Below are 14,735 nucleotides of genomic sequence, written 5' to 3'. Positions count from 1 at the left end.
CTTTCATGTCCGCCTCAGCGTCGCTCCACCCAATGCATCATTGCCAGGGCGAGCAAGGTGAAAGTCATCGCGGGCAGCGCGGCCGCCAACCAGGGCGACCACCCCGCGAGCACCCCCAGGCTGCCCGCGAGGGAATTGAGCAAGTGGAAGGCCACTCCGAGCAAAGTCCCCAGGAACACCTTGAAACCGATCGGAGCGCCTCGTGCATGCCCCAAGGCAAAGGGCAAGGCCAATGTCACCATCACCAAGGCCGTCAGCGGATAGACCAATTTGCGTCCCAGGGCCTGCAAATAGCGATCCGCGTTCTGTCCATTGCGTATGAGATGCCGGCTGAACGTGTAGAGCGCGCCGATGCTCATGCGGTACGGCTCCACCATCAGCACCGCCAGCACACGGGGGGTGAGCTCCGTGCTCCATTCGAGCTCCGGCAGCGACTCCGCCGTGATCCTCTCGGGCGCGAGCCGACGCCGTTGCACCTCTTTCAAACGCCACACTCCCTGCACGGGATCGAATTCCGCCTCCTTCACCTGGTCGATCGCCGTCATCACCCGATCCGGCCCGAAACGATAGATCTCCAGCTCGCGCAGCCGCCCATCACTCCCCAGGCGACGCACGTTGAGGAAATCCTCCCCCTCACGGATCCACAAGCCCGAGCGCATGTCCGTGGAAAAGTCGCTTCCACCCATCGCCTGCAAACGAAAACTTCGCGCCGTCTGCTCCGCCGGAGGCACCAGCCACTCCCCCACCGCGAAAATGATCACGCCCTGGATCAGCGCCGCCAGGGCGAGGATACGCCACAGCCCACCCACCGACATTCCGGAAGCGCGCAGCACCGCCAGCTCCGAATGCCGCGCCAGCTGCGCCAGCGCCGCCAGCGTGCCCACCAGCAGCGCAATGGGCAGCAACTCGTACAAACGAGACGGAAGCCGCAACACGACATAGAGCGCAGCCTCTTTCAGGCCATAAGCCCCACGTCCGATATCATCGAGCTGATCGACGAAATCGAAGAAAAGAAAGAGTGCGATGAACACGGCCGTCACCACCGCCGTGGCCCGCAACACCTCCGTCACGATCCAGCGTGACAGCACGCTCATCCCCGTCTGTTCCTCCAGACCATCAAGCCGAGCCAGGCCAACGCAGCCAGCGCGTGCGGCAACATCAACCCCGACCAGAACTCCATTCGACCCCGCGCAATCCACCCGTAACTCACGCTGATGAAATTCGTGTACGTCACGAACACGAGCACGGCCATCACCAAGGCGTACCCCTTGCTCGTACGCGGACTCGACTCACCCAGCGGCAAAGCCATCGCAACGAGCAGCAACACCGCCAAGGGCAAGCCCAAACGGCGGGCGAGCTCCGCCAATGCCTGCCGCCCCGGCTCGGCCAGCAACTCGGGCAAAGGGATCGCCTTCATCCGGAATCTGGGTGACTCGCCCGCTTTCGCCTGCAAACGCAATTCCTGCCACTCGAACTGCTCGATGCGAAACGCCAACGGCGTCTGCCCTTCTTCGTACCGCCGCCCGTCGAGCAAACGCACCCACTGCGCCTCGTCCCGCTGGAAAAGTTCGGCATCGGCAGCAAAGATCACGGAACTGCGCTCCTCTCGCCGCAAACGCGCGAACACCTGTTGCCGTCCATCCTGGCCCGGCATCACGAAGAACACCCGCCGCCCATCGCCCGACTCGCGAAACACCCCCGGCGCCACGCTCTGCGTCTCGTCGCGCGCCGCCGCGCTCGCCAACAGCTCTGCACGCTGCCGCTCCGACCAAGGCGACACCCACATCGTGATCCACAGCACCAAGAGCGCCAAGGGAAGCGCGAAAAAGAGCAGCGGATCGTAAAAACCCACGCGCGACACCCCGGCCGCACGCCAAACCACCCACTCCGAATCCCGCGCCAAACGCTGGATGGTCAGCAACACCCCAGCGAATCCGCCCAATACCAGCACCAGCGGCAACTGGCCGATCACGCTCAATCCCAAGAAGGTCCACACCAGATCGGCCGGAATCTGACCGCCGGCCGCCTCCCCCACCAGCCGCACCACGAGCACGGTCAGAGCCACGGCGAGCAGCCCAAAGGCCGCCATCGCCGCGTTCTGTACGATCTCGGCTAAAATGCTTCGACGAAAGATCATCGGATCGACTACGAGGAGTGAGCCCGTGGAATTTACCATAAACGTCCAACCCGCCGAAAAAATCCCTGCCGCCTCCTTCGTCCTCCCCGTCTTCGCCGACGAACCCACCCTGCTCGTCACACACCTCGACAAGCTCACCAAAGGCAAGCTCTCGGCGCTCCTGAAAGAAGAAACCGATCTCGACAAAGCCGGAAGCCTGCACACCTACACCACGCTCCCGGGGCTGGACGCCGAGCGCCTGCACGTCGTCTCGCTGGGGCCGCGCGCCAAGCTCGACCGCCGCGCCTGGATGAAAGCGGTGCGCGCGGCGGCCGCGGCGCTCGCTAACGGCCCCGGCGGCGCGGCGGTCGTGGCGCTCGCCGAACCCGACGTGCCCGGCACCACGCTCGCCGAGCGCCTGCGCCGGCTCGCCACCACCCTGGAAGATGCCACCTACCGCTACGAGGCCACCAAGACCACCAACGGCAAGAAACCGCGTGGCGCCGAGCGCATCGAACTGCCGCTGTCCGCCCCACTTGCCCCCGACGAACTCGCTGCCCTCGAAGAAGGCCGCGCGATCGCCGCCGGCATGGCGCGCGCCCGCGAGCTCGGCAACCTCCCGCCCAACCTCTGCACCCCTGCCAAGCTCGCCGAAACGGCGCTCGAACTCGGCAAGGCGTACGAGCTCAAGGTCCAGGTGCTCGAGCGCGAAGACGCGGAGCGCCTCGGCATGGGTGCCTTCCTCGCCGTGGCCGCCGGCAGCAAGACTCCGCCCAAGTTCATCGTGGCCGAATACCGCGGCAGCGGCGAGAAACGCGGCAAGCGCCGCCCCATCGTCCTCATCGGCAAAGGCATCACCTTCGATTCGGGCGGCATCTGTCTCAAGCCAGCCGCCCAGATGGACGAGATGAAATTCGACATGTGCGGCGCCGCCGCCGTGCTCGGCACCCTGGAAGCCGTCGCCCGGCTCAAGCTCCCGCTCGACGTCGTGGCCATCGTCCCCGCCACCGAGAATCTCCCCAGCGGCACGGCCACCCGCCCGGGCGACGTCGTGCGCACGCTCGCCGGACGCACGGTGGAGATCCTCAACACCGACGCCGAAGGGCGGCTCATCCTGTGCGATGCCCTCACCTACGCCCAGCGCGAATACCACCCCGAGTGCCTCATCGACGTCGCCACGCTCACCGGCGCCATCGTCATCGCCCTCGGCAAGGAAGCCACCGGCCTCATGAGCAACGACGAAACCCTCGCCCAAGCGCTCCTCGAAAGCGGCGAACGCGCCGCCGACCCCGCCTGGCAGCTGCCGCTGTGGGAGGAATACCAGGAAGCGCTCAAGAGCAACTTCGCCGACGTCGCCAACGTCAGCACCGACCGCGCTGCAGGCTCCATCACCGCCGCGTGTTTCCTCGCCCTCTTCGTCGAGGACGTCCCCTGGGCGCATCTCGACATCGCCGGCACCGCCTGGCGCTCCGGCGAGAAAAAAGGCGCCACCGGTCGCCCCGTGCCGCTGCTCGTCGAATTCCTCCTCGCGCGCGCCGCCGCCCGGCGTCAGGCCGACTGACCCCTCCCATGGCGCACGTCCGCTTCTACTACGACGTGCCAGAGCCGCTCGCGCTCGCCTACGAGCTCGCCGCCCGCGCCTATCGCGCCGGGCAAAAAGTGGCCGTGCGCCTGGAAGACGAAACCATGCTTGCCACCCTCGCCCATCGCCTCTGGACTCAGGAATCCGGCGCCTTCCTGCCCAACGTCCCCGCCGGCTCGCCGCTCGCCGGGCAAACCCCCATCGTCCTCCTCACGGCCGAAGCGCCCATCCCGCCGCGCCCCGTCCTCATCCAGCTCGCCCGCTCCCATCCCGAGCTGGATCAGAACAGCGAATGGGTTTTGGAGATCGTCGGCCCCCAGGAAAACGACAAAGCCCCCGCGCGAGAACGTTTTCGTCGCTACCGCGCCGAAGGGCACGACGTCCAGGCCATCCCTCGCAAGGCCCCGACCCCATGACCCCGACCAACGACCCCTCCCCCACCGCCCCGCCGCTTCCCGTCGACGACCTGCCGCTCCTCACGGAAGTGGTCGACACGCCCAACCCTGCAAGCGCCTCGTCACCCTCGCCCAACCAGACCCTAACCCCCGCCGCCGAAGCACAACTGCGCTGGATCGAACGGCGCCTGCCGCAGATCCTCGCCGAAGAGATGCAGCTGCTGCAGACCCGCGTCCTCACCCGGCTGAAGCTCGAGCTGGAGCAGGGGCCGCCGAAATAGCGAGCGGCTCACCCCCGCCGCAACACCCCCGGCGTACGAAAGCGCACGATGCGCCGGTACAGCCACACGTAGAGCACCGCGAACAAAAAGGACAGCGCTGCCCAACCGCAGGAACTTTGGTCCCGATGCGGCTACAATAGGGGACATGAACGCCCGACACGATGCCAGCTACAAGCACCTCTTCTCCTCACCCAAGGTGGTGCAGCACCTCATCGAAGGGTTCCTGCCCGCCGAAGGGCTGGGGCGGCTCGACTTCACCACCCTGGAAAAAGTCCCCGCGAGCTACGTGAGCGAAGACCTGCGCGAGCGCGCTGATGACGTCATCTGGCGGGTGAAAACGGGCGAAGACTGGCTCTATCTCTATCTTCTGATCGAATTCCAGAGTAGCGTCGACCACTGGATGGCGGTACGCCTCCTCACCTACGTCGGGCTGCTCTATCAGGACCTCATCAAGGGCGGACAGATCAAGGGCAGGCGCCTGCCGCCGGTTTTACCCATCGTCTTCTATACCGGCGAAGAACCCTGGCGTGCGGCCACCGACATTGCCGAACTCCTGCCCCAAGACCCGCCCGAGACGCTCGCCAAGTACCTGCCGCGCTTGGCCTACGTGCTCATCGACGAGAACGCCTATAGTGACGAGACGCTCGCCGGGCTGAAGAACGTAGTCGCGGCCACCATGCGGCTCAAGCGCCAGCAACGGCCGCAAGACCTGGCCCGGCTCACCGCGGCGCTGCACAGCTGGTTTGCCGGCGATGCGGAACTCGAACGCCTGCTCACCGTCTGGATTCGAGAATATCTACTGCGCGACCTGCGTCCGGAACTGGACGTACCCGAAGCCCACGACCTGGGGGAGATCACCATGCAACTGGCCGAACGATTCAAGCAATGGGAACGAGAAGTCAAGACCGAGGCCCGACTCGAGGGTCGGCTCGAAGGGCGGCTCGAAGGGCGGCTCGAAGGGCGGCTCGAAGGCGAAGCGCTTTTGCTGCAACGCATGCTCACGCGCCGCTTCGGTCCCTTACCCGAGTGGGTGCAGCAGCGCCTGCGCTCGGCTTCCGGCGAGGAACTCGAGACTTGGGCCGACCGCGTGCTCGATGCCCAGCGGCTCGAAGACGTCTTCGGAAGATGACGGCCGTCTGGTTCCACCCTCACCCCCGCCGCAACACCCCCGGCGTGCGAAAGCGCACGATGCGCCGGTACAGCCAGACGTAGAGCACGGCGAACCCCAGCGTGAAGCCCATCAGCACGTAGGTGTGTCGCCAGAAGAGCACGGCCGGGATCACCGAGGCCGAGCACAGCAGCCACAGATAGGGCGAAGTGGCCGAATTGCGCCGCACCAGCACCTCCGCCTCGCGCCCCCCGGCCCAGCGCACGATGCGGCGGAATACCAGCATGTGCAGATGCAAACCGTCCGGCACCCCGGGAGAGATCCCCCGCACGAACTTCTTGCGGTAGATGGAAAACACCGTCTCGAACACCGGATACACCACCAAGAGCATGGGGAACCACGCCGACACCTCCGGGTGCCGCCCCACCAGCAGCACCGACACCTCGCCGATCAGGAAGCCCACCAAATACGCCCCGCCGTCACCGAGGAAAACGAGCCCCCGCGGGTAGTTCCACAGGAAAAAGCCCAGCAGCGCCCCCACGCTGGCGATGCACACGTTCCACAGCAGGTGGTCCCCCAGCACGTAGGCCACGTACCCCAGCGCCGAGAGGATCATCACCCCCACCATGCCCGCCAGGCCGTTGAAGCCGTCGATGATGTTGATCGCATTGGCCACCCCACCCACCGCCACCGCCGTGAAGAGCAACGCCACCGGGCCGTAGCGGAGAAGATCATCGACGAGCGGCACGTCCACCCGCGTGAGCGCCGCCCCCAAGAACCAGAACCCCAGCGCCGCCGCGCCCATCGTAAGCGCAAGCCGCGCTCCCACGCCCACGCGCTTGGTCATGTCCTCGGCAAGCCCCCCGGCAAACGCCGGAATGCCAGCCGCAAGCAACAAGGCGAACTCGCGCGCGATGCCCCGACCGTCGAGCCACAGCACCAACGCCGCAGCCGTCAGGCCCAGCGCCACGCCCACCCCTCCGATGCGCGCCACCGAATGGCGGTGAAACTTCTGCACGCCGGAAAAATCATCGTCGGCGGAAAGATGCCCATGAAAGCGGTGCCACCGGATCACCCCCAGCGTCGCCAAGAAACTCACCAGAAACGCCATCAAGAGAACGATCATCGCCGCCTAACCCCCCACCCCGAGCAGCGCCATCAGCCGCCGGTTGATTTCGCGCACATCGAAGCGCTCCTCGGCCAGGCGCCGGCTCTGCGCCCCCATCGGCCCGATTGCCTCCGGATGCGCCACGAACCACAGCATGCGCTGCGCAAGCGCCTCCGCGTCGCGCACCGGCACGAGAAAGCCATTCACCCCATCGACCACCGTCTCGCGGCAACCGGGCGCGTCGGTGGTGATCACCGGCCGGCCCATTGCCATCGCCTCCTGCGTGCTGCGCGGCACCCCTTCGCGATAAGAAGGCAAAACATAGACGCTCGCCTGCGCGAGCCACGGCTGCACCGGCACGTGCCCCGGCCATTCGATCGTCCCCTCCTGCACCCAACGCCGCACTTCACTCTCCGTGAGTGCGCCAGGGTTGTCGTCCGGCCCGCCCAAAAGCACGAAGCGCACCTGCGGATGACGCGCCTTCACCCGCCGCGCCGCCTCCACGTACTCCACGATCCCCTTTTCCCGCAGCAGACGCGCCGCGAGCAGAAACGTCACTGGCTCCGTCACCGGCGGAGCCGGGCGCCATTGGTCGAGGTCGACGCCGGTACCGCCAAGGCACACCACGTTCTCGGGTTTGGCCCAGCGCAGGCGGATCGCCATTTCCTCATCGTCCGGGTTGAACACGATCAACGGCTTGGCCATCGGCAAGGAAAAACGGCCAAGCGTCACCACTGCCTGGCGAATCAGCCGCTTGCGCCGTGAAGCTTGCCCCTCTTCTTCGATGAAAGAAAACCCCAAGCCTTCGAGCATCGCCACCCGCCTGGGTACGCCTGCCAAGCGCGCCGCAAGCGTTGCGTAGATCGTAACTTTGACGATGAAGCTGAAACACACATCCACGCCCAAGCGCCTCAGCGTTCGCGCCAGACGCACGATGTCCGCCACCTCCCGCATTGGATTGCCGAACGCCCGGGTGATCGAAAAATCCACCGGCTCCGCCCCCAGCGCCCGCACCCGCTCCCGCGCCGCCGCGTCGTAGTCCGGCGCAAAGGCGAACACCTCCGCCCCCGCCGCCACCAGATCCTCGATCAGCGCCCCGCGGAAATTGAGCAAAGAAAACGCCTGGTTGCCGATTAGGGCGATCCTGGACATCAACCCATCCCTTCAAATATGGTTGTCAGGTCCCGGACGATTGCATTGATCCGCGACGTCGTGCATTATTCATAGGTCGCGAGACGATGCGTGAGCTGATCGAGGAACTACGGAGGCAAAAGTCATGATGGTTCGACTGCACAAGAACGCCACCACGACCCCTGCGACCCGGCGCTACATCCAAAGCTCGAACCTGCCGGTGAGGCGTCTTGCCCGGGAACTCGGGGTGTCGGAGGACACCATCCGACGCTGGAAGAAACGCACCGACGTCGAAGATCGTCCGCACACGGCGCACCGTCTGCAGACGAACCTGACCCCGTTTCAGGAGGCCGTCGTGGTGGAGCTGCGCAAGACCTTGATGCTGCCTCTGGATGACCTGCTGGCGGTGGTGCGCGAATTCATCACACCCAACGTGTCGCGCTCGGGGCTGGACCGTTGTCTGCGCCGCCACGGCGTCGGTTCGCTCAAGGCCCTGCAGCCCAAAGCGGAAAAGCCTGGGCACAAGCCCTTCAAGTCCTACGAGCCGGGGTTCGTGCATCTGGACGTGAAGTACCTGCCGCAGATGCCCGACGAGGACAAACGCCGCTACCTCTTCGTGGCCATCGACCGGGCGACGCGCTGGGTGTTCGTGGCCATCTACCCGGAGAAGACAGCCGCCAACGCCCGGCGCTTCCTGCGATCGCTCATTGAGGCGGCCCCCTTTCGTCTGCACACGATCCTCACCGACAACGGCAAGGAGTTCACCGACCGCTTCATCACCCGCGGCGAGCGTACTCCTACGGGAACGCATGCCTTCGATGAACTGTGCCAGGCGCTCGACATCGAGCATCGGCTGACCAAACCTCGCCGTCCGCAGACGAACGGCATGGTCGAGCGCTTCAATGGGCGCATCAGCGAGGTACTCGCCACCCATCGCTTCGACAGCCGCGAAGCGCTGGAGGCAACGATTCATCGCTACGTCTGGCTGTACAATCACCACATTCCCCAGAAAGCCCTGGGGCATGTCCCGCCCATCGAGGCCATGAAAAGATGGTACGCAGAAAAACCGGAACTTTTCATAAAAGTGCCACGTAATCGTCCGGGACCTGACAAGTAACCATGCCATCTCGACGCCAATCAAGCCACGCCAAGCGCTCCAGCCAAGCGCCCCCCCAACCCCGCGATGATCCCCAGCCCGCCAATGCGGGGGATGGCGCCGCGATGAAATTTCTGTACGCCATCGATGACGTCCGAACTCAAATGCACATGCCAATGATTGGATCGAATGATGGCCATTACCACGATGAACGACAGCAACCACGCCACAACCAACGTCTGCATCAAACCCCCTGTGCGCTACGGGTAGCGGTCAGCCTGTTCGACCAACCCAAAGCCGCGATCAGAATCAACAACATCAAGAAAGGAAAACGATAGCGGTACAGCGCCCCGACATTGGGCGAAGAATAGGCATAGAACAAAATACCCCCTATACCGATCACACTGAGCGCCGCCACACCCCATGTATTGGTGACCGGCCGAAACGCCCATATCAAACCCATCAACAGAACATAAAACCCCAGCATTTCAACGCCACCCAAAAGCCGCTTGACCTGCCCCCCAGGAGACGAGGCCTCCCCAAGCCAATGGGTCGGGAAAGGCGCCAGCAAGCCAATCTGCAATGCCCTTGGCAAATAACGGACCGCTTCACCATAGTTGGTCAAAAGGCGATCGTGGTCGATGTTCGCAGCTTCACCCGGGTGGTGCCGGATGAAGTGGTGCCGGTAGCAAAAAAGGGCGGCCGCTGCTCCACCGATTGCGGGTATCGTGACCTCCGGCTGCCACGTCGCGCAGGCAGCCGCAGCAGGCGCAGCAGGCGCAGCAGGCGCAGCAGGCGCAGCAGGCGCAGCAGGCGCAGTGAGTTTTTCAGCGGTGCCATAGGTTCCCATCATGACCGTCAAGACCAAGACGGGTCCGGCAGCCGCAGCCCAACGTCGGACCGCGGCAGCGGAAATGGCCGCGCCAATCCCGATCAAGAAACCCGTCATCAGCAGCAGTTGCGCTTGGTAAGGCCGTACCCACCATACGAGCAACACCCCTGCAACGGATGCCATCGCGGCATGGAACCAAAAGCGGGCCTTAGGCGTTTTGTCCGTCAACACCATGACCCACCCCCATGCAATCAGCAGCACGCCGGGCAACGACAGAATGTCTTTGTGAATTTGCCCGAAAATCAATAGCGAAGAGGGAACAACAAAAGGCAGCACCACCAGCCAGAGCAGGCGTTCGTTTACACCGATGCGCCTGGCGACATCCACGGCCGCCCAGATGGCAACTCCGTATAGCAAGCCCTGTAGCGGCAAAAGCACCCAAGGCTCAGAAAGTCCGGTAACCGCATAAACGGCCGCCGCCATACTCGCGGGCGCCTGCCCTTCGAAACGCAGCTCCCAGGCACTCCAGCCCGCGTTTTCGATGGCGGCGGCCAGTCGCAAAGCCTGCTCCTGAAATTGAATCCAGTCGCCCCCGGCCAGCAAACCATGGCCGGCATGCCATGGCGTGGCGGGGATGACCCAGATTTGCAGCACCAATCCCGTCAGCAGGGCCCACAACCAGCCCCCGATGATGAGGGTCTTGTTCTCAAACAACCTTCGCACGAAACACACCTCCCCGATTCTTTTCAACGCAAACCCATCATCTCCATCAAAACGGCATTCGCTCGCCGCACGTCGAAGCGCTCCTCCGCGAGCCGGCGGCTCTCCTGCCCCATGCGCGCCACCAGCGCCGGCTCCTCGATGAAGCGCAGCATCGCCCGCTCCAATGCGTCCACGTCACGCGGCGGCACGAGAAAGCCGTTGACGCCTTCCACCACCGTCTCGCGGCACCCCGGGGCATCGGTGGTGATGACGGGCCGGCCCATCGCCATGGCCTCCTGCGTGCTGCGCGGCACGCCCTCGCGGTAGTAGGACGGCAGCACGAACACGCTGGTCTGCGCCAGCCACGGCTTGACGTCCACCGCGCCGGGCCATTCCACCGTGCCGTCGTCCAGCCACGGCCGCAGGTCGGCCTCGCGCAGCCCTCCCGGATTGTCGTCCAACGGGCCGAGCACCCAGAAGCGTGTCGCCGGATGCCGCGCCTTGACCCGCCGCGCCGCGTGCAGGAACTCCAGCACGCCCTTCTCCCGCAACAGGCGCGCCACCAGCGTGAAGGTCATCGGATCCGTGTGGGGCGAGTGCGGGGGCCACTCGTCCAGCGGTACGCCGATGCCCCCCAACAGCACCGTCTTGCGCGGCGACAAACCGCAGCCACGCTGCAAGTCCCGCGCGTCATCCGGGTTGAGCACCACGACCCGGTGCGCGGCGGCAAACGCCAACCGATACAGGCCAGCGAGCAGCGCCCCCAAGGCACGCTGCTTCCAGGACCGCCGCCCCTGCGCGCCGTCGGTAAAGGCATAGCCCAGCCCCTCCACCATCGCCACCCGGCGCGGTACGCCGGCCAGCCACGCCGCCAGCATGCCCCACACGTTGGTTTTAGCGGCGTAGGTGAACACCGCTTGCGGACGCTCGCGGCGCAGATGGCGCAGGATCGCCACGAAGGTGCGAAGATCCTGCACCGGGTTCAAGCCCGTGCGCGCCAAGGGGAATGATGCCGCCCGTACGCCCATCGCCTGCAGGCGCTGTCGCTGCGCCGCCGTCCAGTCCGGCGCCAGCACCTCCACCCGCCAGCCCGCCGCCACCAAGTCCGCCAACAGCGGAGCGCGGAAATTGAGCGTAGCCTGCGCCGCGTGTCCGATCAACACGACAGGGCCCCGGCCAGCGCTGGCGGGCACAGCGGCGCACGCGGCTTTCGATGAATTCAACGCGCTCCCTCCTCGGCGTGCCGGCGCCACGCCTCCCACATCAATACATCCCACAAATGGTATTGCCAGTTGCGCCGGCCGTATAGGCGCTCCTCTCGCAGCCGGTGCCCCAGCGCCAGCCCCGCGGCCTCATCCACCCACACCCTGGCATCGTCCGGCCCGCGGTGCGTCAGCGTGTCGGCCATGCGCCGCACGGTGGCCGCCGCTTCGTCGGGTGGGCAGCCCTCGGGGTGCCAGAAGCCGGTCAGGCCGCACATGGGCCGCTCTCCTGACCAGATGGTTCGGCGGGGTTCGTCCGCTCGTAGAGCACCTGCCCCACCCGCTCGATGTGTTCGCGCAGCGCCGCGTGATCGACCGCCGCCAGCCAGCACAGGTCCACCTGGTACAGAATCGACGACTCTTCGAAGCGGCGATGCAAACGCGCGAGCGCATCCACATCCAAGCCCGCGCCGACCAAGGCCACATCAATGTCCGAGCCCGCGCGATGCGTGCCCTTGGCGCGTGACCCAAAAAGAATCGCTTTCTCGACCCTGGGCTCCTGCGCCAAAATGGCACGAACCCTGGCCAACACCGTGTCCGACAACCCCCAGGACGCCCCGCTCATGCCAGCTCCGACATGCGGCGCTGCAGCTCGACAAACGCCGGGTGATACCGTTCCAGCACCGATTGCGCCACCGCCTGGGCTAAAGACTCGTTGTACGTGTGACCGGAAAGATTGCGCTTGTCGATCATGTCCAGCCACAGCTCCCCATCCTCGATGAGGCCACGCTTGAACGCCTCGCGCACCGTGCTGCGTGAACCGACCAAACCCTGGATGCCCTCGTATTCGAGGTAATCCTTGAGCACGTTCCAGGCCAGCTCGTGCGTGAACTCGAAGCCCTGGATCAATCCCTGCCGCTCCAGCTCCGACAACGGGCGGGCCCGCGCAAGCTCGACGGCGGAGGCCAGCTGCCGCAACGCGCGGCGGAAGTTGTCGAAGCGCTGCTGCCAGCGCATAACCGCATTATTCATCGCCCCCCAGCGGCCTCAGCAAGAATCTTGATTAACTTATCATGCTGAACCTGTATACAATATTTATGTTCAACCATTTTTCTACCCTCGCGCCCCATCTTCGCGCACAACTCAGCGCTATTCATTAATGCACGCAACGCCAAAATCCAGTCATCATTGTTCTTGCACAAAAAACCGTTGCATCCATTTTGAACAATATCAACATTCACCCCCACAGGCGAGGCAACAACGGGCAACCCACAAGCCATGTACTGAATCAATTTAAAGCCACATTTACCACGCTCCCAAGGCTCATCAGGAAGTGGCATAACGCCAACATCAAATGTCTGCATGCACTCAACTTCCCGATCCCCATTCCATTCCAAGACTTCTACTTGAACATCTGGAATGTCTACTGGCCCGGATCCGATGAGTCGGAGACGAGCCGAACCATCAGCGCAAACCGATTTTAACGCCGGAGCAATAACATGCAGGTATTTGGCGGTTGCAGGGGTTCCTATCCACCCAATTGTAAATTCCTTATCGCCCCCCGGGAAAGCAAAGTCTTTCTTTTGGGTTGCATAGCGGTCCAAGTCAATTACAGTCGGAACAATCTCGACTCTGGTCGCGCCAGCCGAAATTGCATGACTAGCGAGATACTGATTTCCGGCAACGACCAAGGCGGCGTGGCGCATCACCTTTGCAATCTTGTTTCTAAATATATAACGAACTAATGGGCTTGGGTGCTGATCATAAAGATGGAAGGTTGCATCATCATAATCCACGACATACGGAGCCCCCAAGGTTTTCAGAAGCGTCTCAAGCCAAGCGGGAAAATAGGGTATCAATTCTTTTTCGATGACGATCAAATCGTAACGCCTGGCCCGCACCAAGACGATAAGACGCCGCAAGAAAGCGCGCACAACATCCGATAGGCGACGCGTTTTCGTTTGGTAAAAATATTGAAGATAAGAATCGTCAAATAAAGGGCTTACGTGGCAATCGAGGCCCGCCCGCTCAAACCAGGGCAGATACTGCAGAAAACGATAACGACTACTTGCCCCCAATGGGCCATAGCGAGTCAAAAATAAAACTTTCATTTCTTCAAATTGCAAACTATCTGGCGACGCCAGCGCAAAATTCGCAGCAGCATCAAGACGTTTTGAATCACAATCGAGCGGCCACAGGAAACCTGGGCGACAAATTGCTCCACGAAACTGGCAAGATGCTTCGCGTTGCTTACCCCTGCAGTCGAGAACTCGCCGGCCACAAACTCAGCATTCAGGACCGAAGCGCCAGAATAAAGGCATTTCAACAAAAAGCTGCCATCCCCATAAATTTTATAGTTTCGATCATAATACCCCAGCTTTTCGTGCAGCGAGCACCGGATGGCGAGCCCGACAGCGTGACCACTGATAACTGCCGGTGGGCCATAAAGCCAAAGCCAACGTGGCCGCCGATGCTTTATGATTTTTCCATTAACATTTATTTGAGCCGAAACAAGATCATGCCGCCGCGTTTGACAATGTTTTTTGTAATCGGCCACTGCATTGGGAAAGAAAAAGTCATCCGCCCCCAACACCACATAATAATCCCCCTCCGCCAGCTTAATCGCCCGATTCAGCGCATCATAAATCCCAAAATCAGGCCTAGAATCGACAATCAACCGCTTGAACTTGCTCTTTACCTGCTCCAGCAGATCCAGTGTTCCATCGGCGGAGCCACCATCGGCTACAACCCATTCGAAATCCTGGTCGGTCTGGGCCAGCAAGGATTCGATCAGACGCGGCAGATGCGCCGCCGCGTTGTAGGTGGCCGTAATGATTGATATCTTGATGTCACTCATCCAAAATACCTAGCGCGTATGGCTGCGGCTTGGCGCGCCGTCAGCACGGCATGGTCGATGCTTCCCATCAGGCTCCTGCGCTTCTGGCCGCGCCGATGGTTGATCTGCCCATCGGTCGGTTCCTGTCCGAGTTCCTTCCGTAGGCTTTCGCGAAGCCATTCGGTTTCCAGCGCGTGGTAGAACTCTACCGATTTCGCCAGCGCGATGATCTTGCGGCGGTGTAGTGCGACCACGAGAACGCTGGCGCCGCCGATCAGGGCGGCCAGCACCGTACCTGATGCGCTGATGATGGCTGCCAAGATGGCTGTATCCATATTCGTCTCCT

At 63.2% G+C, this 14,735-nt stretch carries 18 protein-coding genes; 5 read left to right on the top strand and 13 right to left on the bottom strand.

All coding sequences use genetic code 11. The features are described from left to right. Positions 1-14: 14 nt before the first annotated feature. The gene (gene lptG / locus EPD81_RS05390; RefSeq protein WP_142804424.1) at positions 15-1,094 is read right to left on the bottom strand and encodes an LPS export ABC transporter permease LptG; all 1,080 of its coding nucleotides are present in this window, start codon (positions 1,092-1,094) and stop codon (positions 15-17) included. Then, positions 1,091-2,137, bottom strand: coding sequence for an LPS export ABC transporter permease LptF (gene lptF, locus EPD81_RS05385; protein WP_185955366.1), 1,047 nt, complete (start codon positions 2,135-2,137; stop codon positions 1,091-1,093). Before lptF ends, lptG begins: the two co-directional genes overlap by 4 nt. A 25-nt stretch (positions 2,138-2,162) precedes the next feature. Here lptF and EPD81_RS05380 point away from each other — a divergent pair, with 25 nt between their 5' ends. The 4 genes from EPD81_RS05380 (at position 2,163) to EPD81_RS05365 (ending at position 5,503) form a co-directional block, all read left to right on the top strand. Then, complete coding sequence (locus tag EPD81_RS05380) at positions 2,163-3,677, top strand: leucyl aminopeptidase (RefSeq protein WP_221929230.1); 1,515 nt, start codon at positions 2,163-2,165, stop codon at positions 3,675-3,677. Positions 3,678-3,685: 8 nt separating this feature from the next. Then, a complete protein-coding gene (locus EPD81_RS05375) occupies positions 3,686-4,114 on the top strand; it encodes a DNA polymerase III subunit chi (RefSeq protein WP_142804421.1) in 429 nt (142 codons plus the stop codon). After that, positions 4,111-4,374, top strand: a complete 264-nt coding sequence (locus EPD81_RS05370) for a hypothetical protein (protein WP_142804420.1) — start codon at positions 4,111-4,113, stop codon at positions 4,372-4,374. The genes EPD81_RS05375 and EPD81_RS05370 overlap by 4 nt, the downstream gene beginning before the upstream one ends. A 145-nt stretch (positions 4,375-4,519) precedes the next feature. After that, complete coding sequence (locus tag EPD81_RS05365; RefSeq protein ID WP_142804419.1) at positions 4,520-5,503, top strand: Rpn family recombination-promoting nuclease/putative transposase; 984 nt, start codon at positions 4,520-4,522, stop codon at positions 5,501-5,503. A 19-nt stretch (positions 5,504-5,522) separates the two neighbouring features. On the opposite strand, the gene EPD81_RS05360 is transcribed toward EPD81_RS05365, so the two are convergent. Together EPD81_RS05360 and EPD81_RS05355 are read right to left on the bottom strand one after the other, a co-directional pair. Then, positions 5,523-6,608 carry a glycosyltransferase gene (locus tag EPD81_RS05360; RefSeq protein ID WP_142804418.1) on the bottom strand — a complete coding sequence of 362 codons (1,086 nt, stop codon included), beginning with the start codon at positions 6,606-6,608 and terminating at the stop codon, positions 5,523-5,525. Positions 6,609-6,614: 6 nt separating this feature from the next. Continuing rightward, the gene (locus tag EPD81_RS05355) at positions 6,615-7,742 is read right to left on the bottom strand and encodes a glycosyltransferase family 4 protein (RefSeq protein ID WP_142804417.1); all 1,128 of its coding nucleotides are present in this window, start codon (positions 7,740-7,742) and stop codon (positions 6,615-6,617) included. 124 nt (positions 7,743-7,866) lie between these two features. Here EPD81_RS05355 and EPD81_RS05350 point away from each other — a divergent pair, with 124 nt between their 5' ends. Continuing rightward, positions 7,867-8,838 carry an IS481 family transposase gene (locus tag EPD81_RS05350; RefSeq protein ID WP_142804416.1) on the top strand — a complete coding sequence of 324 codons (972 nt, stop codon included), beginning with the start codon at positions 7,867-7,869 and terminating at the stop codon, positions 8,836-8,838. Positions 8,839-8,858: 20 nt separating this feature from the next. Here EPD81_RS05350 and EPD81_RS05345 read toward each other — a convergent pair whose 3' ends face one another. Genes EPD81_RS05345 through EPD81_RS05305 form a run of 9 tightly spaced genes read right to left on the bottom strand, consistent with a single transcriptional unit; the run spans position 8,859 to position 14,724 of the window. Continuing rightward, positions 8,859-9,062 carry a hypothetical protein gene (locus tag EPD81_RS05345; protein WP_142804415.1) on the bottom strand — a complete coding sequence of 68 codons (204 nt, stop codon included), beginning with the start codon at positions 9,060-9,062 and terminating at the stop codon, positions 8,859-8,861. Continuing rightward, a complete protein-coding gene (locus tag EPD81_RS10660) occupies positions 9,062-10,363 on the bottom strand; it encodes a hypothetical protein (protein WP_185955365.1) in 1,302 nt (433 codons plus the stop codon). The genes EPD81_RS05345 and EPD81_RS10660 overlap by 1 nt, the downstream gene beginning before the upstream one ends. A 32-nt stretch (positions 10,364-10,395) precedes the next feature. Next, the gene (locus EPD81_RS05335) at positions 10,396-11,514 is read right to left on the bottom strand and encodes a glycosyltransferase family 4 protein (RefSeq protein ID WP_142804414.1); all 1,119 of its coding nucleotides are present in this window, start codon (positions 11,512-11,514) and stop codon (positions 10,396-10,398) included. Positions 11,515-11,570: 56 nt separating this feature from the next. Next, the gene (locus EPD81_RS05330; RefSeq protein ID WP_142804413.1) at positions 11,571-11,831 is read right to left on the bottom strand and encodes a hypothetical protein; all 261 of its coding nucleotides are present in this window, start codon (positions 11,829-11,831) and stop codon (positions 11,571-11,573) included. Continuing rightward, complete coding sequence (locus EPD81_RS05325) at positions 11,819-12,178, bottom strand: nucleotidyltransferase family protein (protein WP_142804412.1); 360 nt, start codon at positions 12,176-12,178, stop codon at positions 11,819-11,821. The genes EPD81_RS05330 and EPD81_RS05325 overlap by 13 nt, the downstream gene beginning before the upstream one ends. Further along, positions 12,175-12,570 carry a nucleotidyltransferase substrate binding protein gene (locus EPD81_RS05320; RefSeq protein WP_221929229.1) on the bottom strand — a complete coding sequence of 132 codons (396 nt, stop codon included), beginning with the start codon at positions 12,568-12,570 and terminating at the stop codon, positions 12,175-12,177. Before EPD81_RS05320 ends, EPD81_RS05325 begins: the two co-directional genes overlap by 4 nt. Positions 12,571-12,581: 11 nt before the next feature. Then, positions 12,582-13,664, bottom strand: a complete 1,083-nt coding sequence (locus EPD81_RS05315; protein ID WP_142804511.1) for a glycosyltransferase family 4 protein — start codon at positions 13,662-13,664, stop codon at positions 12,582-12,584. Then, positions 13,661-14,410, bottom strand: a complete 750-nt coding sequence (locus tag EPD81_RS05310; protein WP_142804410.1) for a glycosyltransferase — start codon at positions 14,408-14,410, stop codon at positions 13,661-13,663. Before EPD81_RS05310 ends, EPD81_RS05315 begins: the two co-directional genes overlap by 4 nt. Next, positions 14,407-14,724, bottom strand: a complete 318-nt coding sequence (locus EPD81_RS05305) for a hypothetical protein (RefSeq protein WP_142804409.1) — start codon at positions 14,722-14,724, stop codon at positions 14,407-14,409. The genes EPD81_RS05310 and EPD81_RS05305 overlap by 4 nt, the downstream gene beginning before the upstream one ends. Positions 14,725-14,735: the final 11 nt, after the last annotated feature.

This window comes from Tepidiphilus sp. J10 (assembly GCF_006980785.1).
In the GTDB taxonomy this organism is placed as follows: domain Bacteria; phylum Pseudomonadota; class Gammaproteobacteria; order Burkholderiales; family Rhodocyclaceae; genus Tepidiphilus; species Tepidiphilus olei.
This window is presented reverse-complemented; position numbering and strand designations above follow the sequence as displayed.